At 33.7% G+C, this 24,232-nt stretch carries 18 protein-coding genes; 11 read left to right on the forward strand and 7 right to left on the reverse strand.

From position 1 onward, the window contains the following. Positions 1-51 precede the first annotated feature (51 nt). Together JNL75_00700 and JNL75_00705 are read left to right on the forward strand one after the other, a co-directional pair. Positions 52-1,887, forward strand: a complete 1,836-nt coding sequence (locus JNL75_00700; protein MBL7788332.1) for a T9SS type A sorting domain-containing protein — start codon at positions 52-54, stop codon at positions 1,885-1,887. Beyond that, a complete protein-coding gene (locus JNL75_00705; GenBank protein ID MBL7788333.1) occupies positions 1,888-2,265 on the forward strand; it encodes an SdpI family protein in 378 nt (125 codons plus the stop codon). Here the strand turns inward: JNL75_00705 and JNL75_00710 are convergent. Then, entirely contained in the window at positions 2,252-4,165 is a 1,914-nt protein-coding gene (locus JNL75_00710) for a T9SS type A sorting domain-containing protein (GenBank protein MBL7788334.1), read from the reverse strand. The genes JNL75_00705 and JNL75_00710 overlap by 14 nt on opposite strands. Positions 4,166-4,254: 89 nt before the next feature. Beyond that, entirely contained in the window at positions 4,255-5,445 is a 1,191-nt protein-coding gene (gene kbl / locus JNL75_00715) for a glycine C-acetyltransferase (protein ID MBL7788335.1), read from the reverse strand. Positions 5,446-5,507: 62 nt separating this feature from the next. Here kbl and JNL75_00720 point away from each other — a divergent pair, with 62 nt between their 5' ends. Then, positions 5,508-6,449: a chorismate-binding protein gene (locus JNL75_00720; protein MBL7788336.1), complete on the forward strand. Its 942-nt coding sequence runs from the start codon at positions 5,508-5,510 to the stop codon at positions 6,447-6,449. 37 nt (positions 6,450-6,486) lie between these two features. Here the strand turns inward: JNL75_00720 and JNL75_00725 are convergent, their stop codons facing one another. The 3 genes from JNL75_00725 to JNL75_00735 all read right to left on the reverse strand — a co-directional run bounded on the left by JNL75_00725 (position 6,487) and on the right by JNL75_00735 (position 9,082). Next, a complete protein-coding gene (locus JNL75_00725) occupies positions 6,487-7,461 on the reverse strand; it encodes a hypothetical protein (GenBank protein ID MBL7788337.1) in 975 nt (324 codons plus the stop codon). A gap of 304 nt (positions 7,462-7,765) precedes the next feature. Further along, positions 7,766-8,665, reverse strand: coding sequence for an LD-carboxypeptidase (locus tag JNL75_00730; protein ID MBL7788338.1), 900 nt, complete (start codon positions 8,663-8,665; stop codon positions 7,766-7,768). A gap of 111 nt (positions 8,666-8,776) precedes the next feature. Next, entirely contained in the window at positions 8,777-9,082 is a 306-nt protein-coding gene (locus JNL75_00735) for a hypothetical protein (GenBank protein MBL7788339.1), read from the reverse strand. Between the two features lie 121 nt (positions 9,083-9,203). On the opposite strand from JNL75_00735, the gene JNL75_00740 reads away from it, so the two are divergent. From JNL75_00740 to JNL75_00755, 4 genes are read left to right on the forward strand one after another with little or no spacing between them, the layout of a single operon-like run. Beyond that, a complete protein-coding gene (locus JNL75_00740) occupies positions 9,204-11,870 on the forward strand; it encodes a response regulator (GenBank protein MBL7788340.1) in 2,667 nt (888 codons plus the stop codon). Positions 11,871-11,905: 35 nt separating this feature from the next. After that, the gene (locus JNL75_00745) at positions 11,906-12,685 is read left to right on the forward strand and encodes a polysaccharide biosynthesis/export family protein (protein ID MBL7788341.1); all 780 of its coding nucleotides are present in this window, start codon (positions 11,906-11,908) and stop codon (positions 12,683-12,685) included. 11 nt (positions 12,686-12,696) lie between these two features. Continuing rightward, positions 12,697-15,156, forward strand: coding sequence for a polysaccharide biosynthesis tyrosine autokinase (locus JNL75_00750; GenBank protein MBL7788342.1), 2,460 nt, complete (start codon positions 12,697-12,699; stop codon positions 15,154-15,156). Beyond that, positions 15,157-16,212, forward strand: coding sequence for an undecaprenyl/decaprenyl-phosphate alpha-N-acetylglucosaminyl 1-phosphate transferase (locus tag JNL75_00755; protein MBL7788343.1), 1,056 nt, complete (start codon positions 15,157-15,159; stop codon positions 16,210-16,212). It abuts the gene before it with no gap. Here JNL75_00755 and JNL75_00760 read toward each other — a convergent pair. After that, complete coding sequence (locus tag JNL75_00760; GenBank protein ID MBL7788344.1) at positions 16,196-17,578, reverse strand: GH3 auxin-responsive promoter family protein; 1,383 nt, start codon at positions 17,576-17,578, stop codon at positions 16,196-16,198. The two genes, JNL75_00755 and JNL75_00760, sit on opposite strands and share 17 nt — an antisense overlap. Positions 17,579-17,738: 160 nt before the next feature. On the opposite strand from JNL75_00760, the gene purB reads away from it, so the two are divergent. From purB to JNL75_00780, 4 genes are all read left to right on the forward strand, one after another. Continuing rightward, positions 17,739-19,085, forward strand: a complete 1,347-nt coding sequence (gene purB, locus JNL75_00765) for an adenylosuccinate lyase (protein ID MBL7788345.1) — start codon at positions 17,739-17,741, stop codon at positions 19,083-19,085. 19 nt (positions 19,086-19,104) lie between these two features. Continuing rightward, complete coding sequence (locus JNL75_00770; protein ID MBL7788346.1) at positions 19,105-20,079, forward strand: cation transporter; 975 nt, start codon at positions 19,105-19,107, stop codon at positions 20,077-20,079. Between the two features lie 38 nt (positions 20,080-20,117). Next, positions 20,118-21,131, forward strand: coding sequence for a tRNA (adenosine(37)-N6)-threonylcarbamoyltransferase complex transferase subunit TsaD (gene tsaD / locus JNL75_00775; protein ID MBL7788347.1), 1,014 nt, complete (start codon positions 20,118-20,120; stop codon positions 21,129-21,131). Between the two features lie 117 nt (positions 21,132-21,248). Beyond that, positions 21,249-22,598 carry a glycosyltransferase family 39 protein gene (locus JNL75_00780; protein ID MBL7788348.1) on the forward strand — a complete coding sequence of 450 codons (1,350 nt, stop codon included), beginning with the start codon at positions 21,249-21,251 and terminating at the stop codon, positions 22,596-22,598. On the opposite strand, the gene JNL75_00785 is transcribed toward JNL75_00780, so the two are convergent. Further along, positions 22,595-24,175 carry a glycosyltransferase family 39 protein gene (locus JNL75_00785; GenBank protein MBL7788349.1) on the reverse strand — a complete coding sequence of 527 codons (1,581 nt, stop codon included), beginning with the start codon at positions 24,173-24,175 and terminating at the stop codon, positions 22,595-22,597. The two genes, JNL75_00780 and JNL75_00785, sit on opposite strands and share 4 nt — an antisense overlap. Positions 24,176-24,232 lie beyond the last annotated feature (57 nt).

Raw genomic sequence — 24,232 nt, forward strand, 5'->3', positions numbered from 1 at the left:
ATTACTTTCTATACGAGTTGCGTGTGACCTTTGAAGAATAAAAATAAACACATGAAAAAAATATTACTAATCGGACTTTTGGTACTAGGAGAAAAAGCATTTTCCTGCAATGTATTTGATACCATAAACAGAATTATTTGCCCCGAAGATAGCTTCCTTTTCAATGGTGTATATCTCAAGACAGCTGGAACTTACTACGACACCTTCAATATTTCTCCTGGTTGCGATACATTCAGAACCTTAAACTTATCTGTGCATACTAGTATCCCCATTACACTAATATCTGATAGCTTTTGTCCCGGTTATTCTTATACTTATAACACTAAAACGTTTACCATAGCTGGCTTACATAATGATACCTTGAATAGTGTAAATGGCTGTGATAGCATCATTTTACTAAACTTAAGCTATAAATATAGTCCTACGGTGGTATATCCTACTATTGATTCATTTTGTATAAGAGACACTGTTTATTTTCAAGGGAAACCTTTTAAATATTCTACTCCTGGCATTAAAACCATAAGGGATACTATGTTTGGTGTTGTAGCCAACGGATGTGATAGCATCAATATACGAGTGGTCTTTATAAGAAATAACAATGGCTCTAGCTTTGTAGGTACAAAATATGGGTGTACCAATGTCCCATTTGTCATAGGGGATTCTGTCTTCACAACCAATGGTTTTAAAACTTGTGTTTTAAGAAATAGATTTGGTTGTGATAGTACCATTTGGTTTACTCTGCAAAGACGTCCGCCTAGTTTTACTACCTTAAATAGAACTACTTGCTCTAATCAACCTTTTTTCTTTAAAGGTCAAAATTGGGGTAATATTTTATCTACAAAAATTGATACTTTTGTTGTTATCGATACCCAGCAACAGAAAGCCAACGCTTTTGGATTTGGAACACAAAAATGTGATAGTATTATTACCTTAAATCTAATTGTCTATCCTATTAAGTATACCAACATTGATACTTCTCTCTGCGAAAATCATTTCTTTTTCTTCAAAGGACAGGATAGAAATATTCCGGGAGTCTATAAGGATACACTGAAAACTATTCATAATTGCGATAGTTTTGTTACGTTGACCTTACGCAACCCAAGAAGAACTAGTAGTTATACTTACTACCGAAAATTCTGCTCAAATGAGACTGTCTTTTTTAATAATACCAATATAGATCTACCTGGAACCTATAAAGACACTTTGGTTAATGCAGTTGGCTGTGATAGTTTTCTCACAATGGTTTTGACGAAGGATACAGCGCATAATATCATTTTAAACAAATCTATATGTAGCTACGATAGTTTCTACTTTGATGGTAAGTACTTAGATTCAGCAGGCACCTATATGGCCACATTTAAAAATAAACATGGGTGCGATAGCATGGTTACTTTGAATCTTAGTGTTTACCCATTCCGAACAGTCACCCTTGTTCGCTCTACCCTTAACAATATAAAGACAGACTCAGGATATGTGGCATATTACTGGTATTTCAATGATTGGAAACAACTAAATGTAACTGGGCATATATTAGCCGCTAATACGACAGGGTCCTATTTTGTCATTGCCCAGGATTCCAATAATTGTAGATTTAAATCTAATGTCTATATGCATAACCCTGCAGGAATCGCCAGTGACAAGCTGAATGAAATTAAAATCTACCCCATACCAGCAAGTCAGATACTATACTTGGAGCATAGCCACGGTTTTGACAAGGGAACAATGATATCCATCTACAACCTTGAAGGTAAACTGGTGTTCTCACGATCTTTCTTAGTAAAATCTCCTACTCATACCCTCGATATTTCGAGTTTAGCCGGCGGGCAGTATATTCTAAAGTTCGAATCGGATCAAAGGATTTCAGAGTTTAGGATTGAAAAACAATAAATGTCTATAGAAATATTCTTGGGCACTGGAATTGCGGTTCTTGTGTTTGTTATTTTTCTCATAGCGGGTTTAATATCTTATTGTTTCCCATCAAAGAATATAAATTCATACTATGGCTATAGAACCCCACGCTCTCAGAAGAATCAGACAAACTGGGATTTTGCTCAGAAAATGAGTGGGAAAGTGGTAATTGTTTTTGCCTTTATTCAGCTAATACTGCTATCATTGCTATCACTCATACTTATTCATTTCCAGATAGCTATTGATAGTATTATCCCTTTTCAAATGATACTGATGGTGATGCTAGCAATTGTGATGCTAATAATTTGTGAGCGAAAATTGGAGAATTTTGACAAAGTAAACACTATTCCTTTATAAACTTACTTTGAAAATTTCCAGCTTGAAAGATATACAGTCCTCTAGGTAAATTTTCTACAAATATTTCAGATTCTTCATTTGCCAATTTACCTTGTTTTATTATTTTACCTATAGTGTTGTAAATATTATATTCAAGTTTAAGATTCAGCGGTATCACTATTCTAATTCTATCGCTTGCAGGATTAGGGAACAAATTAAAACTTAAGATATTATCCTTGCTAATATTCAGTTTTGCATTTTCGCATTTCAATGCAGCCTCCAATACGACATCTTTTCCCAATCGTATATCACTTATACTAGGCCTTTTAAAACTATCGATCGGTACTCCAATACTATAATATGATTTTTTTGCTTTGTTCTGTGCTCCTTCAAAGGTGTAGGTAGTATAAATATTTCCAGGCAGATATACATGTGCAAGTTTATTGGAACCTGAGCCATCAGTCGTACTTCCTGTGACCATGACATTCTCCCGTACCAATAAGCTCATAGCATCATACTCTGCTCTTCCTTTAGTATATTCGTCCACCAGTAGAATTATTTTTCCATTAAATCGTGGTCTAGGTGGTTTAGTATAACCATCATAATACACTTTTTCTGAAAAGAATTCACCTGGTATACTTAAATTAGGTATTCGATAAAAGTAATATTCTTTGTAGTCGTTAAAAATATAATGAATCAAAAAATCTTCAACACCTGTATATGTACTGCCTCTCAAATCTATTATCCAAGCATCTTTATGCCAAATTCTTTCTAAATTTTCAGTATTTAAATCTCTTCTTTGTATGTTTCTATAATCTATTATTCCAAATGTACAACCATCTATCAAGTTGGTGTCATAAATGGGTCTTGTAATTGGAATATTAAGATTATAAATCCAATTATCCTTTGTTCTATTAGCTTGGATATAGACGCTTTGACCCTTATCATCTTTAAAAGTTAAATAGGTAAATCCTGCATTTCCACGACTTAAATACTCATCGATATTTCGTTCATTGGCTGCAGCATTAGCACCTATTGTGTAGGTCCTATAATACTCCCGTAGCATGTTTATTGGTTGCTCTTCAATCATCACTAACTCATCCCCGATTTGTAATTTACTTATGGAATCTGGCTTATTGATGAGTATAGTTTTCCCTTCTATATACCGAAACTTAAAAGGTAAATAGGCATCTCCAACAAATCTATTAAAATCAGGTTGCTCGAAAAGAGCTTTAGAGTCGTTAATAGCAGTGGTGAGCCTTTTCATTATCAGTATATATTGTAAATGTGATTTAGCTTCTAATATTTCTGTTATATATTGCTTCAATGTTTGATTCCAGCTAGGATTCAATAAAGGCTTGTATTGATAGGTATATTCTATCAAATTCCAATAACGAAAAAGAGCTAGCAGCCGCAATCTTTCATTTGGATTAGAATCATTATAAAATTTTTTATCGAATCTTATAAAGGGAGTAAATGGACTAAAGTAGAAATAACCTATAGCTTGATTTTTAAATTGACTTTTAGTTTCTTCTAGCTTTGATTTACAGATGCTAGATATAAAAGGATCTTGAAACCAGCTAAAATCTTTTGTACTAAAGGAATCTCCTCGGAATCCCCAATAATCAATAAACGGCAGAAAACTTCCCGCTTTGTTTACTAAAATATTTAATGAATCGTGAAAGCTAGCATGAGATGTCGCATTCATGATGCCATCCAAACTAGCTATTAAGGCATCATCCCAATCCACAGGGGGATAATTAGAATTAAACGCCGTTATATTGCTATGATGATATTTTAGATATCCCCAAACTTTACAGGTATAATATAGCCTTTCGACAACCTCTTCCTGAGTAGGTGCTGCTCTATATACCACATTCAAAAACAGGCATAAAATAAAAACCAATTTCTTAGCCACCATACCAATATAAATTTATAGCAAAACTAATTGGATAGGCATAGAATTAGTTTATAGTTTTTTTCAAATTAATGAAAAAAAGTTGCAAAAAGCTAGCTAATAACTTTGAGTTCTTTTCCCACCTTGGTAAATGCTGCTACACATTTATCAATATCCTCTAAAGAATGACTCGCTGATATTTGAACACGGATTCGAGCCTTTCCCTTAGGTACTACAGGAAAGAAAAATCCGATGACATAGATACCTTCGTCCATCAATTTAGCTGCAAAGTCTTGGGCTAGTTTAGCATCATAAAGCATGACAGGGGTTATGGGATGCACGCCTTCCAGAATATCAAAGCCTGCTTCTTTCATTTTGGAGCGGAAATGCTTGGTATTGACTTCCAGTTTATCCCTCAACTCGGTCGTTTTTGAAAGTAAATCTAAAACTTTGATCGAAGCATAAACTATGGAAGGCATTAAGGTATTGGAGAATAAATAAGGTCTCGAGCGCTGGCGAAGAATTTCAATGATTTCTTTTTTTCCAGATGTAAAACCTCCTGAAGCTCCACCCAAAGCTTTGCCTAGAGTTCCAGTGATAATATCCATTTTACCAATGACATTGCAATGTTCTATAGTTCCACGCCCCGTTTTTCCTATAAAACCAGTGGCATGACATTCATCTACCATAACCATAGCATTGTGCTTCACTGCGAGTTCATGTATCTTATCAAGCTGAGCGATATAGCCATCCATAGAGAATACACCATCGGTCACTATTAATTTATTTCTACAATCCTTGGCAGCGATTAATTGCTTTTCAAGGTCTTCCATATTGTTATTTTCATAGCGGAAACGCTGCGCCTTGCAGAGTCGCACACCATCTATGATAGAAGCATGGTTTAAACTATCTGAGATAATAGCATCCTGCTCATTTAAGAGTGGCTCGAAAACTCCACCATTGGCATCAAAAGCAGCAGCATATAAAATAGTATCTTCCGTGCCTAAAAACTCTGATATTTTCTTTTCTAATTCCTTATGAATATCTTGTGTACCACAGATAAAGCGAACCGAACTCATGCCAAATCCAAACTTATCAATACCTTCCTTAGCTGCTGCTACCACCTCAGGGTGAGAGGATAAGCCCAGATAATTATTTGCACAGAAATTAAGAACTTCTTTGCCATTGGCTATAATTTTAGCACCCTGTGGCGTAGAAATAATGCGTTCAGTTTTATACAAACCTTCACTTTTTATATTCTCAAGTTCTGTACTTAGTTGATTTTTAAAATTATCAGGATACATATTTTAATTTTGATTTAGAACTTCAAAAATAAGGAATATGCTATAAATTTGTAGTATTGAGTATGGAATCTTTTGCAGCCATTTATTTACCACAGTTAGATGTTATATTTCTATTTGATGAATCAGAGCAAAATGAGGCATCGCTTTATATTGAAAATTTCGGAACCTCTAAAAGAATTTGTTTCAAATCGAGACAGGAAGAAACTTTTCCCAATTTTAAATTAAAGAATTCTCGTTTAGAATCAGTATCGGAAGATATCTATCTCCATTGGGTTCAAGAATGCATAGCGCAAATCCAAATTGGTGAATTTACAAAACTCGTAGCCGCACAATATCAAGTTGAATCCATTCATGGTGAAATAGACGATTATCTCCAACTCATGCGAAAGCTAATATGGCATCTCCCAGATACCTTTGTGTATTTATTTTTTATAGATGGTGAAATATGGCTGGGTGCTAGCCCAGAAATGATAGGAATTTATGAAAATAAAATATTCAAAACCATATCGATAGCGGGTACTAAGAAAGAAGAAGATTTTACTGAAAAAGAAATCGAAGAACAAGCTATCGTTTCAAAATATATTTCCTCTCATTTTGCAGCAGCTAGTTTAAAGCAAGATTCAACCACCAAAGTACAGCACTTTGGTGATATTCGACATCTCATAAATGAATATGAATATAATGTAGGGGATGAATTTGAATTCGAAAAAGCGATACATACTATCCACCCTAGCCCAGCATTGGCAGGCTATCCTAAAGAAATAAGTATTGATTTTATCAATAAAAATGAACCTATCCAAAGAGATTTTTATTGTGGTTTAGCTTCTCTATCTATTCAGGAAAATAAATATAGCTTCGCCACGATTAGATGCGCACGTATTTCTGCCAATCAAATAGCTTATTATGCTGGAGCAGGCATCACAAAAGACAGCGACCCTGCAAGTGAATGGCGTGAAACATTGGAAAAAATAGGCGTATTGAAAAGAGCGATTTTTTCTTTATAGGAACGCGCCTTGTAGGAACGCGCCTCGAGGCCCGTTCCTACAAGATTAATCGCACCAACTGATGGGAATACCCTGCTTCGTTATCATAAAAAGCAGTCAATTTTATTTTGTTATCCAGAATTTCGATGCTATTCACGTCTATCAAAGCCGCAAGAGGACAATTGATAACATCTGTGGATACTATCTTATCTGTGGTAAGGTCTATGATTCCTTGATAGCGTGCCTTGATTTCATTTTGAAACAAGTCTATTACTTCCTCTTTTGAAATTATCTTATTCACTTCTAGGATAAACTCTGTAATAGATCCATTAATTACGGGGACACGAAACGAAGATCCTGTTATCTTGTCTCGCAACTGAGGAAAAATGGAGCGAATCACTTTCGTAGCACTCGTTGTCGTAGGGATAATATTGACACCTGCAGCTCGTGAACGACGAAAATCATGATGAAATGCATCTTGTAAATTCTGATCCGCAGTATAGCAATGCACTGTCGTGAAATTGGCGTATTGGATACCTAAATGTCTATGGACAATATCCAAAACTGGGGCTACGCAGTATGTCGTACAACTCGCATTGGATACTATGGAACTGGTACTATAAATCTCCTCATTATACCCTCGGATGATAATCGGAATATCTTCTGTATCCGGCTGTGATGATAAAACCACTTTTTTAACGCCCAATTCTAAGTATTCATTTAACTTGGGTTTGGTTTTGTTCGTACCACTACAATTGATGGTTATATCTATATTCATATTAGCCCAAGGTAGGTCTAAAATATGTTCGAAACTAGTATATAAAACTCGTTGACCATTGATAATGATAGCGCTTGCATCATGGCTAATATCGAGCGATGACAATCCATAGGTAGAGTCATATTTCAGAAAATAAACAGCCTTATCTATAGGCATGATGTCATTGATAGCTATTAACTCTAGCTGCGTGGTATCAAATAAATTTTTGACAACCTTTCGTCCTATTCTTCCTAAGCCGTTTATTGCTATTCTCATTCTATTTTTTGCCACGAATTCACGAATTATTTTTTCTACTTAATTTTTGTCACTTACCGCAAAGGAAAGGTCATTATCTAAATAGTTTATCTTTTTCAAATTTAAAAAACTCCAACTACACCATTTCAGCCCCATTAATATGCATCTTGTCTCTGTGAATCTCTGTATTTTCTCTGTGAATCTCTGTGTAATAGTCACAAATACTCTAAGGTCAGTCAAACCAATTTCAATACAGATAACTATCGGGATAAATTTTATATTAAGTTACTAAATAAGCATATCTTCTCATCTCCACATCATCACATTAAATATATCCTAATCTCATTATTTCAGCACTTTCTATCTTCACTTTTGCGTTCAAAATCAAAGGTCGATTATCATCTATATGTCCTGCTGGGAAATCAAAATAAACAGGATAATCTCCATCGGCGGTATGTTCCAAAATAATTTCTTGATACGATTTTCCAAAAGGAATTTCATTATCTTTCATATCTGTAAATCCCCCGACTAATAAACCCTTTAGCCCAGATAATTTTCCAGCTAGTTTAAGTGACATCATCATTCTATCTATATGATAAAGATATTCATCTATTTCTTCGATAAATAAAATTTTTCCATTCGTGTTGAAACCTGATTTCGTGCCTAAAAGGGAATACAGAATAGATAAATTACCTCCAATAATTTCTCCTTCTATAGCTTGATTTCCTCTATTATAGTTGCTAGCAGACCATCGTATGTCAGGGAAATTTCCAGTCAAATTCTGAGCTAACAAATTTTTCGCCTCTTCACTAGCCTTAGGAAAAGTCAATGGCATCAATGCATGCAGCGTCTGAATACCGTAAAACTGATTTACAAGATTATGCCATATCGTGATATCACTAAAACCAATCAACCACTTAGGGTTCTTGATAAACTGATCCCAATTGATTTTTTCTAAGACTCTTATCGAGCCATAGCCACCACGTGCAAACCATATAGCCTTTATTTCATGATCATCTAAGGCTGCTTGAAAATCTTCTGCCCTTTCCACATCATTACCTCCATACTGATGATCTTCTAAACCCAAGCTATCTCCCAAACTTACTCGATATCCCAAAACTTCTAGCCATTTTTTTGCCTCTTGAATTTCTTCTAGACTCACTTTTCTAGCAGTAGTCAGTATTCGAATTTCATCATTCGCTTTCAAAAGAGGAGGACGCAGCATACACTATTTTCTAGCGCAATATTACAATAAATTTAAAGAAATGCTTTTTAGATTTGAGACAAAAATGGAATCTCGTATGAAATAAAAAAGGAAAATACAATGAGCTAAATTCTACCCCGCATTCACGAAAACGACTTTCGAAGTCTTTTTTTCATTGGTTTTTTTATTGGTAACAGAGACGATAACCGTACCTGTACCACCTTTGATAGTTATTCTACCAGTCATAGGATCGATAATATATTCCAAATTTAGTTTTTTACCAGTTATGTCATAGAATTCTACACAAAAATCATCAACCACTTCTTCTTTTCCTGGTGTACCATATGGATTCATTATTACCAAATCACTAGGACCTTCATTAGCTTTGCTAATAAAATACACACAACAAAATATAAATAAAAAAACTAACTTCTTCATATCTCAATTGGTTTGATAACTCTAAAACCAAAAATTTATTGCAACAAAGATAATAAAAAAAAATTATATTTACACAAGAAAATAATGATAATATTTTAGAAATCTTAACAAATTTAATTGAGTGAGGACAAAAATAGAGAAATTCGAACAGCTATACAATAAATATAAGTCTTTAAATATCAAAGATTTAGATTTAACATCGGTCTTAGAAATATATAATCATTTTAAAGGATTTGAAACCTGTGACAACAATGAGTTAATAATCCGAATTACTTCATTATTCTATTCTTCTTTTAGGGAGAATTCTGAGTTCAAAGAAGCTTTTGAAGAATTAATAGAAATTGTTCTTCCAATCAGTTTAGATAATAAGGATTATAATAAAATTGGAACATGCTATAAAGATTTAAGCTACATAAAACGATTGCAAGGAAATTACGAAGCTTCATTTGACTATATTTTCAAATCATTAGAAAATTATAATAAGTTTGGTGAACCAATAAGAATTGCTGTTGCCCTTAATTCAGTTGGTAATTTCTACCTAGATACTGGTGAATTAAATCATGCTTTAGAATATTACCATAAGGCTTATGAAAATATTAAAATTTTTGTTGAACATGGCTCCTATTTTGGCATAAAATATAATCTAGCCAATGTATATTTAACCCTGAACTATTTTAATAAAGCTAAACAGCTATATGTCGAGGATTTAGACAGGTTAAAAGAAAATAATTTACACGGCAGATACGCAACGGCTTTACTAGGCATTTCTCAGATTTATAAAGAAGAAAATCGACCTAAATTGGCATTTAAGTATGCTCGTCAGTCGGTTGAAAATTATGAGAAGTCGAACGACCAAGTGGGCTATGCCACCGCTATCTCCACCCTCGGCAGTATCTATGGTGATTTTGAAAAATACGATGAAGCGCTGGCACATTATAAAAAAGCGAAAGAGATTCTCGAAAAAATTCAATATAAGCTAGAACTAGCCAAGCTACATAATATGATGGGGGAAACCTATCTGAAAATGGGAGAAACCAAGCAGTCCCTCGAAAATCTAGAACTAGCCAAGTCGATAGCTCAAGAAATCAAGCAGAATTTTGAACTGCGAAAAATTCTAGATAATCTCTATCAAGCTTATGATCAAAATAAAGAAAAACTCAAGGCTTATGAAGTCTTAAAGGAACTCACTCAACTGAATAGTAACTTATTTAACTTTTCGTTGCAGGCTAAGGTCAATGAGGTACAGGTGAATTTCGAACTAGAGAAGAAAGAACTAGAATATACCAAAGAGCGCGAAATCAATGAATATAAGAATAATTTATTCTCCTACCTGACGCATGAGTTCCGTACACCACTGACCCTCATCAATACTCCTCTCGAAATGATGAAAAATGAGACGGATGTCGATATCATTCACGCACGTATGGCGAATGTATCCACCCATGTGCAGCATATGCAGCATCTCCTCAATCAGCTGCTTGATATCAATAAAATCGAAGAGGGCAAAATGCCCGTAATGAAAAAAGCCGGTACCATCAATCCGCTGCTTTGGCATATGATTCACCTTTTCGAACCAGAAATCCATGATAAAGGGATTCAGTTTATCTATCATTTGCCTAAGAAAAATGTGCAAGGCTATTTCGATACGGATAAAATAGAAAAAATTATCAGTAATCTATTATCCAATGCTTTGAAATTTACGGAAGAAGGCGGCACGATAGAGTTTAAAGCCGAAATAGATCACGATCAATTGTGCATTATGATCAAGGACAATGGACTGGGAATAGCGAAGGAACACCAAGAAAATATTTTCAATAAGTTTTATAGAATACCGACTAGTAAAAATGTGAAAGGAAGTGGTCTAGGTTTGAGCTTTGTAAAGGAACTGGTTCAGCTCCTGCATGGGGATATTCAGCTGGAAAGTGATATCAATAAAGGTGCTAAATTTACGATAACACTGCCAATAGAACGAATTGAAAAAATAAAGAAACAAGAGAAATCACCTGAGGAAATAGCCGAGGCGAGTCTGCATAAAAAGAACTCCATACTCATAGTCGAAGACAATTTAGAAATTCAGAAGCTATTGCGTGAGGTGTTTCAAGAAAACTATAAAGTCTATACGGCAGATCATGGAAGAGATGCGGTGGCCAAAATTAAAAAGCATATCCCAGATTTGGTGGTAAGTGATATCATGATGCCATTGATGAATGGAATAGAGCTCTGCAATTTTATAAAGCAAGATGAAAATCTCAATCATACCCCAGTTATTTTATTGACAGCAAAAACTCAGGTCAATGACAAGCTTTTAGGCCTAGAATCTGGAGCAGACGCCTATATCACAAAGCCCTTCAATATAGAGGAGCTAACTAAAACAGTGACAAATATGCTGGATCAGCGTAGGAAAATTTTGGATAAATTTTCGAGTAATGTTCTAAAAATGAATGATGAGGAATTAGTTTCGTCAGATAGAGTTTTTCTGCATCAAGCTAAGGAATTTGTTTTGGACAATATTGAAAATGAAAATTTATCTGTCAATGATTTGGCGAAACACTTGAATGTAAGCAGATTTACGCTGATTCGTAAATTTAAAAAAGTCAATAACTCGACACCGAATTTCTATATTCAAAAAATACGATTGGAGAAAGCAAAAGAATTAATAAAAAACAAGGTGGCTAGTGTTACTGAAATAGCATTCAAAGTAGGATTTAGCTCCACAACCTATTTCTCTTATAGCTTTAAGAAGGAATTTGGCGTGAGCCCTAAGGAATTTTTCAATCAATCCGAGTAAAAATTCTTATTTTTGGGTTTTAGTTAAATCTAACTTTGAGTCCGTTAAAAACTATTTTCGCATTCTCTTTTTGCATATTGTGGCTGAGTTCTTGTAAAACTTATCAGAATGCCATGTTTCAAGATGCTAATTCGATGCAGATAAGTCAAGCTATCGATAAGTTAAATAGTGAATATTTGATTCAACCAGGAGATGAAATCACCATCAAGCTTTATACTAGACAAGGTGCTCAACTAATAGAGGCTATTCGTTCGAGTGTTACTAGTTCACCAGAGACTAGCACGCAAAGTGGTCAAGCGGTCTATGTGGTATCTAATGAAGGTAAAATTGTGCTGCCACTTCTAGGTGAAATGAAGGTAGATAAAATGACCGAGTCAAAGTTGAAGGAGTTGCTTGAAAAAAAATTCGAACGAGATTATATTCAGCCATTTGTCATGCTACGAATAGAAAATAGACGTGTATTTCTTTTCAAGGGCAATACCGCTGCGGTAGTAAACCTCAATAAAACCCCTACAAATATCTTTGAAGTCATAGCTAAATCTGGGGGACTAGAAAGACAAATGAGTAGTTCAGATATTTTAATTATTCGAGGTGATTTAAAAAAACCTACGATCTATAAAGTGAATTTGCAGACCTTTCAAGGTATCCAGAATTCAGAAATAATACTTCAGTCAAAAGATATTGTATATATACCAGAAAAACAGAGAAAACTATATCATGCTATGAATGACATTACCCCTATAGTTACTACACCACTTTTAGTTTTATCTGGAATATTGTCCACAGTAGTGCTTATCGTTACTGTGACTAAATAAATATTTATACATTGAATCAAGAATCACAACAATTTAGAAAAGATTTCATTCAAGATTTTTTTGAAAATTTTGACTTGAAATTCTTGTTATATGTTGCTAAGAAATCATTTATATTCATAGCTATATTGCTCATACTTTGCACTATAATTCCTTTCCTATATCTTAGATACACCACTCCTATATTTGAGACTACCGCTACACTTATAAAAAAGAAGGAAAATAACAATTCTCTCATCGATGGGAAAAGTACAGAATTACTAAAACCAAATGAAGAGGATAAAATCAATCGAGATATACAAGTAATAAAATCCGACCTATTAATAACTAAATTAATCGATTCTCTCAATTTAAGAATACAATATTTTAAGAAAGGGAGGATGTTTTACAAAAAATTCGAGTTAAATTCGAGTTCAAGTTTTAAAATAAATTCAGATTATGAGATTTACAATAAGTCCCTTCTAAATTCTGAAATAGATATTGATTTTGACAATAACAAAACTTATGACTTGAGCTATATGGTAGACGGTGAAACTAAAACTATTAAACAACTAAAAACAAACAAGCTTTATTCTAATGAAGATATTAAATTAAATGTAATAGCTGAGGATCCAGCGATAGAGGGAGATTATATATTTGTCATAAATTCGGATGAAAACATTCGAAACTATATGATCTCTCATATTCAGGTGACAAGTGCCAATCCTAATATTCTTTTTTCCATTGAGAGTCCTAACCCTTCGAAGGCCGAAAGTTTACTTAATAATTTAATTAGTGGCTTTTTACTTTATGATAAGGAAGAAAATGCTGAAAAACTTGATAACTCTATTCGTTATATTAAAGATTATCTCGATACGATTAATAGTCAAGTGAAAACGAGCCAAAATCAAAAACTAAACTATGTGAGGTCGAATTCAGTTTATGAGCCAGAAGCGCAGTTATCTTCGAGTATTTCTGAAATGGAAACTTATAAGAAAGAAATAAGTGCGTTAGAATTAAAATTAAGCCTTTTAGAAAGAATAAATTATGAAATTAATAAAAACTCTTCTAGTGCTATAGATGTGTTTCTCCTTAATGATGAAAAAGAACTGCTACCATTAATCAAGGAGCGTAATCGTTTGTTAATCGATTATAAACCTAATCACCCAACAATAATCTTATTGGACAAGCAGATTCAGGATCAGGTAAAGCTCATACAAAGAGGTATTCATAGGCAAATTGAAGAAGAAAGACAACGATTAAAAATTTTTAGGGGTAAAGAGAGTGAAGCGTTATCGAATATTACAGGACTACCAGAGAAAAATATGGAGTTGTCGAAAATACAGAAAGAACTGGATATAAAAGAAAAATATGTTTTTGATCTCATAGAAAAGCAGATTCAATATTTAATCTTAAAATCTACAATAGGTTCGGATTATTTGCTTATTCAACCACCTAAAACTAAAAATGAACAAATATACCCTCGTAATGGACTAGTCTATTTTGCTAGTTATATTGTATTCTTCTTTGTAAGTTTAACTCTCGTCCTTATTAGATATATTCGTTTTGACAAAGTGATTTCTTTAGACGAAATTAAACGCAAAACCCATGTGCCAATACTAGGGTATGTACCGTTCGTACCAGAAGCTATAGACAAGGAAACTCTTAAACAAAATTCACCTGAGTCTCGATTAGTAGTAATGTCAAACTTTAAATCGAGGGTATCAGAGGTATTCAAAAAAATGCGTGCTAGCATGAAATATACTTCTGCTGGCGATTATAAAACGATTTGTTCTACAAGTACAATGCCTGGAGAAGGTAAAACTTTTATATTAATCAACTTGGCAGCGGTACATGCACTTCTTGATAAAAAAGTGTTGATTATCGATTTAGACTTGAGAAAACCGAGAATCTCTAAATCATTTAAGATTCAGAATACAAAAGGGATGAGTAATCTTCTCTCTGATAAAGATTTAGCTATAGACGATTGTATCCAAAAAGGAATAGATATCGTAAACCTTGATGTCATCACTTCTGGACCAATTCCTCCTAATCCTTCAGAATTGATTACTAGCAAGCGATTTGAAGAAATACTCAATGAATTGAAAAAAAGATATGACTATATATTTATTGATACTCCTCCTATAGGGCTTGTGAATGAATCAATAGAGATAGTAAATAAGGTAGATATTTCTCTATATTTGGTTAAAATGAATCATTCTCATAAAGATTTTGTACAGATGTTAAATGAGACAGACAGATTAAAGAAAAACGCAAATCTGTTCCTGATTGTTAATCACTTTGGCGATGGTCCATCTAGTTATGTAAATTCAAGCTATGGTTATGGCTACGGATATGGCTACGGATATGGATATCACCAAAGTGGATACCATGACAAAGCTGACAAACAAGAGGGATACTATACCGATACTATAAAGTTTGAAAAACCTGAATTGCTAAAAAGAATTCTTAATTATTTTGACTGGAAGCTGTAAATGATAAATCTCTTAATTCTCGCTACTAGTTCTATACTATCTGGATTCATTAATTGGATATTAATTAAATATTCTATCAATCTCGGTGTACGTAATTTGTCAAGAAAAGAAGAGATTCGTTGGCAGAAAAGAAAGCCTTCTGTAGGTGGTCTTTCGTTTTATTTAGTCTTTCTAATTTTCTATGCTATCATTTCAAATTTAGTTTTCTTAGGAGTTATCTATGACTTTGAATTTGAGTTCAATAATGATATGAGTCTCGTATTGGTAGCTACTGTAGGATTCTTTATTGGCTTAATTGATGATGCAAAAAATACCAATCCATTATTAAAGCTATTAGGGCAAATAATATGCGGAGTCATACTTGTTTCTTTTGGATTACTTATTCCTATATCTCCAAACTTTATATGGAATAGTCTGTTTACTATTCTATGGACTGTATTTTTGATGAACTCAATTAATATGTTAGACAATATGGATGGGCTAACAGCTTCCATATCGATAGTAATTCTAATGGGTTGTACATTATATGCTAATATGCACCATAGCAGTCTTTCTAGCCTAATGATAGTAACTATTATAGGATCACTTATTGGCTTTTTAGTTTATAATTGGAATCCATCTCGCATTTATATGGGTGATTCTGGGTCGCAATTTCTGGGAATTATTTTAGCTCACTTATCTATTCTTTTAATATGGAAAAATAGGACAGTGGAAGGAGGTTATTTTCAAATTAATCAATTCTTCTTACCCTTTATGTTGTTTGCAATACCTATTTTCGATACAACTACTGTCACCATTCATCGTTTACTTCGAAGACAATCTCCTTTTGTAGGTGGTAAAGATCATTTATCACACCATCTTGTTTTTTTGGGTATGAAAGACTGGCAATCCGTAAGCCTCCTCATTGTGATAAATCTTGTATTTGTCATTCTTGGTTGTTTTTTTAATCAACCTGAACACTACCCTATTCTATTTACTATTTGGATTCTTGTGTTTATTATTCTGCAATTCTTCTATATCAAAGCAGAGAAAAAAAAGCCTATGGTTGATGATTAATATCCTTCAACTGCCTCTGAATAGAATCATCCTCCCATAACTTAGGAACCTTAGCTTGAACAGTTTTCCTTTTGTTTTTATCTAACCAGCGCTCTATGGTGTTCAATTCAAGCACTTCAATTGTTAAAGGTTTCATGATAATATCATTGTAGCGTTTGGCATCGTAGTCAGAATTTAAAGTTCGAAGAATTTGATCTAGTCTCCATTGAAATTGAGCTATATCATCTGGTTTTGTATTAAATTCAATTAGCCAATGATGATACCCCGTATTCCCTTCTACCACTGGAGCTACTGTATAATCTTTGATCATAAAGTTCATTTCTTTATTAAGCTCTGCAATTGCCTGCTCTGTATTATTCACCATCAACTCTTCTCCGAAAATATTGATACTGTTTTTTGTTCTTCCAACGATTTCAAATCGCAAGGGATTTAGATTAACTATCTTTAATAAATCACCCATTCGATAGCGATATAAGCCGGATAAATTAGTAATCACTAATTCATAAACACCGCCTAATTCAATTTCATTCAACCCAATAATATCAGGCTTTTGAGCATTCACATCACTATAACGTATAAATTCAAAATAGTTGTCTAAATGATATAACAAGCTCATACCATCAGCATAGTTCTCAGTTTGTAATCCGAAAAAACCCTCGCTCGCATTGTAGGTTTGCCACAGCTTTAAATCCCCGTTAAATTTTTCTTTAAAGTATGATTCATAAGGCTTGATACTAACACCGCCGTAAAAATAAACTTCTAAATTATGCCAAAGCTTGTGTATAGGTTTCTGAGTATAATCCTCAACCTTATCTATCACGATACTCATCCAAGAAGGCACTCCAGCTATCCATCGAATATCAGATTTTGCAAGAATAGGTACAATGGTATCTAGTTTTTCATTCCAGTCTGCTAGGGTAGCGAGTTGCATTTTGGGGACTCTAAATGGTCTATACCATGGAGATAAGAAATAGGTAAATAAAGCAGAAACGTCTCCTACAATATAGTTCCCTATTTTTGAATAGGTACCAGTAAGTGAGAAATTTTGACCTTCAAAAATTTTAGAACGTGTATTCTCAGCAATATAATAACTCAGCATGGACTTACCAGCTGTAAAATTAGCCTGAATAGCTTGTTTGGTCAAAGGAATAAACTTACTTCTGCTGGTAGTTCCGCTTGACTTAGAGAATGCAACTACCTTATCAGAACATAGGTGATTGACATTTAAGTCCTTGATCTGAAGAATTAAAGGTTCAAGATCATCATATCCTATTGCTGGGCAGTTTTTTATAAAATCGGTCTCTTCAAGGATGGAGAGTTTTTTCAAATACTCAGTTTGACTATTCTTAGCTATAATTTTTTCCAATAACACCTTTTGATGTAGTATAATATCAACTTGAGAATCTGATATTCTCTGCCGATTCCATTTAAAAACTGGATTGATTAGATGGCTATACACTTTCTATAACTTAGAACTCACCAAAACTATCCAATTTTATTTACTCTAATCTAAATATATTTGCAATATGAGTGCAAATAATAGTATACATAATATTTCCCCTATAGATGGACGTTATCAATCAAAAACAGAATCTATTTCACAGTTTTTCTCTGAATATGCTTTAATAAGAACAAGGATAGAAATTGAGATAGAGTATTTAATTCAACTTTCTATGCTCTCTCTGAAAGGTTTCAACAACTTTAATAATACCGAAATTGACAAGCTAAGAACAATTTACACTGATTTTAATGAAGACTGTGCAATTCAAGTGAAAGAAATAGAATCTACTACGAATCATGACGTTAAGGCAGTTGAGTATTTCATTAAAAAGAGGGCACAAGATTTAGGTGTCGAGTTTAATACAGAGTTTATTCATTTTGGTCTCACATCTCAGGACATCAATAATACTTCCTTCCCTCTGATGTTAATGCGCTATTTAAAGGTGAGTTATCTACCTCATTTAAAAGAAATCATAAAGGCATTGAGCGATAAAGCTGAGGAATGGAAATCGATAACACTTCTGGCAAGAACTCATGGACAGCCTGCCTCCCCTACAACATTAGGGAAAGAAATGCGAGTATTTATAGAAAGATTGAAAAAACAAATGAACCTAATTGAACATGCTGAACATGGAGGCAAATTCGGAGGTGCTACTGGAAATTTTAACGCCCATAAAGTAGCCTATCCTCATGTAAACTGGGTCGAATTTGGCAATAAATTTTTAGCATCAATAGGTCTCACTCGTCAGCAGTATACTACGCAAATAGAGCATTATGATAGTATGGCTCATATTTTAGATACTACGAAAAGAATACATACTATTTTGATAGATCTAGCTCGCGATATATGGTCATACGTTTCCTTTGATGTCTTCACTCAGAAAATAAATAAACAGGAGACTGGAAGCAGTGCTATGCCTCATAAAGTAAACCCGATTGATTTCGAAAATGCAGAGGGCAATTTAATGTATGCGAATGCTATTCTTGAATTCCTCTCTGCTAAACTGCCTATCTCGCGATTACAAAGAGATTTGACTGATAGTACCGTGCTAAGAAATCTAGGAGTTCCTTTCGCACACTTCGAAGTAGCCTTTCATTCTCTACAAAAAGGTATGGGTAAACTCAATGTTAATGAATCAGCCATAACGAACGAGCTAGAAAATAACTGGATAATCATAGCGGAAGCTATACAAACGATTTTAAGACGTGAAGGTTTTGAAAAACCATATGAATTGTTAAAGGATTTTAGTAGAGATCATAAGAAGCCAAATCATCAAGATTTTAACAATTTTATAGACCAACTTAAGATTAGCGATGAGGTAAAAAGAGAATTAAAATTGATAACTCCGGTCAATTACATTGGGTACGCCTGATAGATAACATATGTCTAATGTGCGATTTCAATTATGGATTCTCGTCGCTGGACTTATTATAGCTGGTCTCAAGGCCTATCTGTATTTCATTACTAAATCCAATGCTATTTTCTCTGATGCCCTAGAGAGTATTGTCAATGTTTCAGCGAATACCATTACCTTGTACAGTTTATATCTTTCTTCGAAACCTCGTGATAAAACCCACCCTTATGGTCATGGCAAGATAGAGTTTCTGGCTGCCGGCTTTGAAGGTAGTTTGCTTTTTGCTTCAGGCATTATTACCATATTTAAGGCTATTGAAGATTATTTTTCTGATACCTTCTTAAATTTGAGTGGTATAAGTTTACTTGGTGTCCTCATTCTGGGATTTGCAAATTACTTCTTAGGATATTTATCAGAAAAAAAAGGGAATAAAACGAATTCGCCAGCGCTTATCTCTGGAGGAAGCCATCTGAAAAGTGATGGCTATACCACGATGGGCATTCTTCTAAGCTTAATACTTGTTTATTTTAGCAATTGGACATGGCTAGATAGCTTCATAGCCATTTTAGCAGGTATTTTCATTTTATACCAAGGTTTTAAAGTAGTCAAAAGTTCCATTCTAGATATCATGGGGACCGCAGATGAGTCCATATTAGAAAAAATTGTTACACATTTAGATCAAACAAGGAAACCTGCTTGGATAGATATTCATAATTTAAGAATATTAAAATTTGGTTCAGAATATCATGTTGATGCCCATGTAACACTTCCATACTTTTACAGCAATAAAATAGTACATGAGGAAATGAAAGAGATGCACAAATTGATAAATCAGCATTTCAATTCTGATGTTGAACTTTTTATTCACCCAGATCCATGTGAACCTTTTTGCTGCCATTATTGTGAAATGCCTAACTGCTCTGAGAGAAACCAAAGTTTTGACAAAAAAATTACTTGGACATTGGATAATGTATTGAAAGATGAAAAACATGGTAGCAAAACAAGTTTATAAGATGATAAGAAACATTATTTAAATTAACAAATCCTGTGATGCATAATCCTATTATACTTCTAGCTATTGAGTCTTCTTGCGATGACACCTCTGCTGCCGTATGCATAGATGGAGTCATCGCATCAAATGTAGTCTACTCACAAAAAATACATGAAGAATTTGGCGGAGTAGTTCCTGAGTTGGCATCGCGCAGCCATGAACTCAAGGTAGTTTCGGTGGTAGAAAAAGCTTTACATGACGCCAAAGTAAATAAAAATGAATTATCAGCGATAGCTTTTACCCGTGGTCCAGGACTTGTAGGTTCTTTACTTGTAGGGGTTTGTTTTGCCAAAGCCATGGCCATGGCATTAAACATTCCTATTATTGAGGTGCATCATATTCATGCTCATGTTTTATCTAATTTTATCGAGAAAAAAGATTTAGCATTTCCCTACCTTAGTTTCGTAGTATCCGGTGGTCATACACAGTTAATTCTTGTCAAGGATTATCTAGATATGGAAGTTTTAGGCAGTACTATCGATGACGCAGCTGGAGAGGCTTTTGACAAAGCAGCAAAAATGCTCAAATTGGATTATCCCGGTGGTCCCCAGATTGACAAACTAGCTCAGATAGGAAACGAAAATGCATTTAGTTTCGCAAAACCGAAAATGGAAGGTTACAATTTCAGCTTTAGCGGAGTTAAAACATCTATTTTATACTTCATTCAAAAGAAAGAAAAAGAAAACAATAACTTCATTCAGGAAAATATCTTCGACTTGGCAGCATCCATTCAAAAAAATATAGTCGATATCCTCATGGATAAATTAGATAAAGCTGTGAAAGATTACTCCATAAAACAAATAGCCATAGCAGGCGGAGTTTCGGCGAATTCTAAGTTTAGAAGCAGTGTTATAGAATATAGAGAGAAAAATAATGTAAATGTTCACATCCCTTCATTTCAGTATTGTACAGATAATGCTGGTATGATAGCCATGGTAGGACATCATAAATATCTAAAGGGATTATTTACTTCATTAGAGGTAGAACCTATGGTTAGAGCCTACAATATTTAGATATATTTTATCCTAATTTAAAACAGTGTAGCTTATCAACTTATAACATCTTTCGACATAATGTTTTTTATAAAAAATTCCATTTACCAAAAAATTACAACTGACTATAGTTGGCTTGTGATTCTATTTTTTATTCTTAGACTTTATGGCATTACAGATCCACCGTTAGAAATTCAGCACAACTGGAGGCAGTGCACTGGGTTAATGATAGCTCGAAATTTTCTAACTATTGATCCAAATATTTTCTTTCCAAGATTAGATGACACCTGCTTAAATAGTAATATAGTGGCTGGTGAATTCCCATTAATGAGCTACCTTCATTATCTAGCCTCCTTATTATTTGGCTACCAACATTGGTATGGTAGGCTAATTAACTTAATTATAAGTTCGCTGGGCATTCTTAGCTTCGGGGCTATATTGCAATTCTTTTTTAACAAAAGGATAGTATGGTATTCAGTCCTAAGCCTCTTAGTATCGCCCTGGCTAATCTATTCCAGAAAAATGATGCCAGATACATTTAGTATTTCTCTTGTATTTATTGGCTTCTGGTTTGCTCTCAACTTTTATAAATCGAAAAAATGGTACAATCTAGTTTTTTTCTTCATTTTTTCAACTTTAGGTTGTTTAGCAAAAATTCCAGCAGCTCTCTATTTTGCATTCTTTATTTTACTTTTTTATCAATTAAGAAAAAATCAAATACGTCCATATTTCATAACTATAAGTCTATCCATATCCGTATCTTTTTTTTGGTACTTTGTTTGGGGAAGATACTTGTCTCAGCATTATGGAAATTGGTTCAATCTAGGAAAGCCATTTGTAGGAGGTATTATAGATATCATTACTCACCCCAGCCAAGTTTTTTACAATTTTATCTTTAACTCATTTAATTCATACTTTCTTTTCGGGTTACTCCTATATGGAATGTTTAGATTGTTTCGCGATAGAAATTTTAATTTAATAAAATACATCATAATTTTTTATCTCGTATTTACATTATATATTTTTAAAGCTGGGTATTTCTTTTATCATCACAATTATTATATGATACCTATCATTCCAGTATTTGCATTTGTTATTGGCTATGGTCTAGCTAATTCAAATAATAAGTTTATATTACTCATTTTTATTGCCGGAATCATAGAGAGTATCGCGAATCAGCAGCATGATTTCAGAATAAAACCTGACCAAATTTATAAGTTAGAGTTGGAATCTATATTGAACAGGCTAGATAACGGCGAACCTAAGAGCCCCGTTCTTATCAATACACAATCAAATCCTCAGCAACTATATCTTGCAAATAGAAGGGGATGCTACATCTCCCCTGATCAAATGCAGGACTCCAATATGCTTAATAGTTACAAAGAAAAAGGATATCGTTGGATGGTCATTGACAAGTATTACGAAAATGCCAATTCTAAAAAAGAAATTATCTATCAGGATAAGCATTTCATTGTCTATAAACTTTAATAAGGGTTTATACGAATGAGATAATGTTTATCACAGGTACTTTCACGAGTTTTTTTATTTATGAAACTCATTTTTAAAACTGTGGTTCTATAATCTAAAAACTCTTCCAAAATAATATAATTTACCTTGCTCATTTTGAGAAAATCCAAACCATAATCATTTGTCACTAATAACTGATTTTTCTTATTTAAAAGTGCTTCCATATTATGAATCTTCGTATTTCTAATGGGAACAGAACTATAAAAATTCAGTAATGATATATTAACATAAAACTCCTCAACAGATTCAGTATTGTCTAGTTTAGAAACAAAATTACTTGCGTTCCTTCCGGATTGATATTTTAGTATTTCAGGATAAAATAAAAGATTAAGATAAAGTCCAGTATAAATGGCAATAGCTATAAAAAGTATGAATACTCTTTGAACAACATGATAATAGCTCCATAAAGTCAAAATAACTGCCGGAATCAAAGCAATAACTATCTTAGATGGAACCAAAGCGCCGAATAGTATATATGTTAGGTATAAACTAGCTATAAGTATACTAAAAAATATGAGAAATATAAAAGCAATGGATAATCTACCTTGCCATCTCCAAAACGTGGCACGAAAAATAACTGCGGCAATCATACTAAGAAAGGGCAATAAAATCAAAGAATGGTGAGAAAGTTGTGTTTTAGAAATAGAAATAACCACGAGCATGACTGCCAAACATGTAATCGAAATGTATTCCTTTAATGGATTCTTTTTAATAAAAAAAGCCAGGAAAATAAAAAAACTCCATGGTGCAAATGCCCACAGTAGTGTATGTAGATAAAAGCTAGGATCGCCATGAGACTGTACCTGCCCCAGATTGGAATGAAAGCGCCCAAACTGACTATCCCAGAAAAAAAACTGCAAAAAATTACTCGCTTTCTGACCTAGGATTAAGGAGTTATCAAAATGATCAAATTGAATTTTAAGCGCATACAGAGCAGGGGATATTCCTATCAAAAGCAATACCAATGCTAGAAGCCAATGATAATATACCATCTTTCTATAATTTTTTTCGCTAATGAATGGTATTATAAAAGATAATCCTATAGGTATCAATACATATATACCCTTGGTCATAACGGCCAATGCACTAAAAAATATCCCAATGAGCATTTGATAAATTCGAATGTCCTCCCAATATTTTTGCAAATGATAGATGGCAGCCATCATAAAAGAAATAAGAAATATATCTATTCGGACATCGTTCGTTGCAATCATTATATGCAATGAGGAACTCAAAATTAATACGGCGGTCCATGCTGTTATATCCCCATAAAATTTCTTTGTGAATAAGAACAAATACCGCAGTAAGATCAATAATGCAATAAAACTAGGCAATTTGAACGAGAAACTAGTATTCCCGAAAATTTTTATAAATACTGCCCAAATCCAAAAAGCCAAATGCGGTTTATCAATCCAATTTTCCTGCATAATAGAATTCAGAATCAACCAATCGCCCGATTGAGCCATATTTTTAGCTATACTAGCGTATAATGCAGAATCTCCATTGAATATATCACAGTTTAGGCCTAACGCATGCACTGCAAGGATAATAAATAAGAGTATTTGATAACTGTATTTTTTTATAACCAAAAACAT

It is taken from the genome of Chitinophagales bacterium, from assembly GCA_016787225.1.
GTDB lineage: Bacteria > Bacteroidota > Bacteroidia > Chitinophagales > JADJOU01 > CHPMRC01.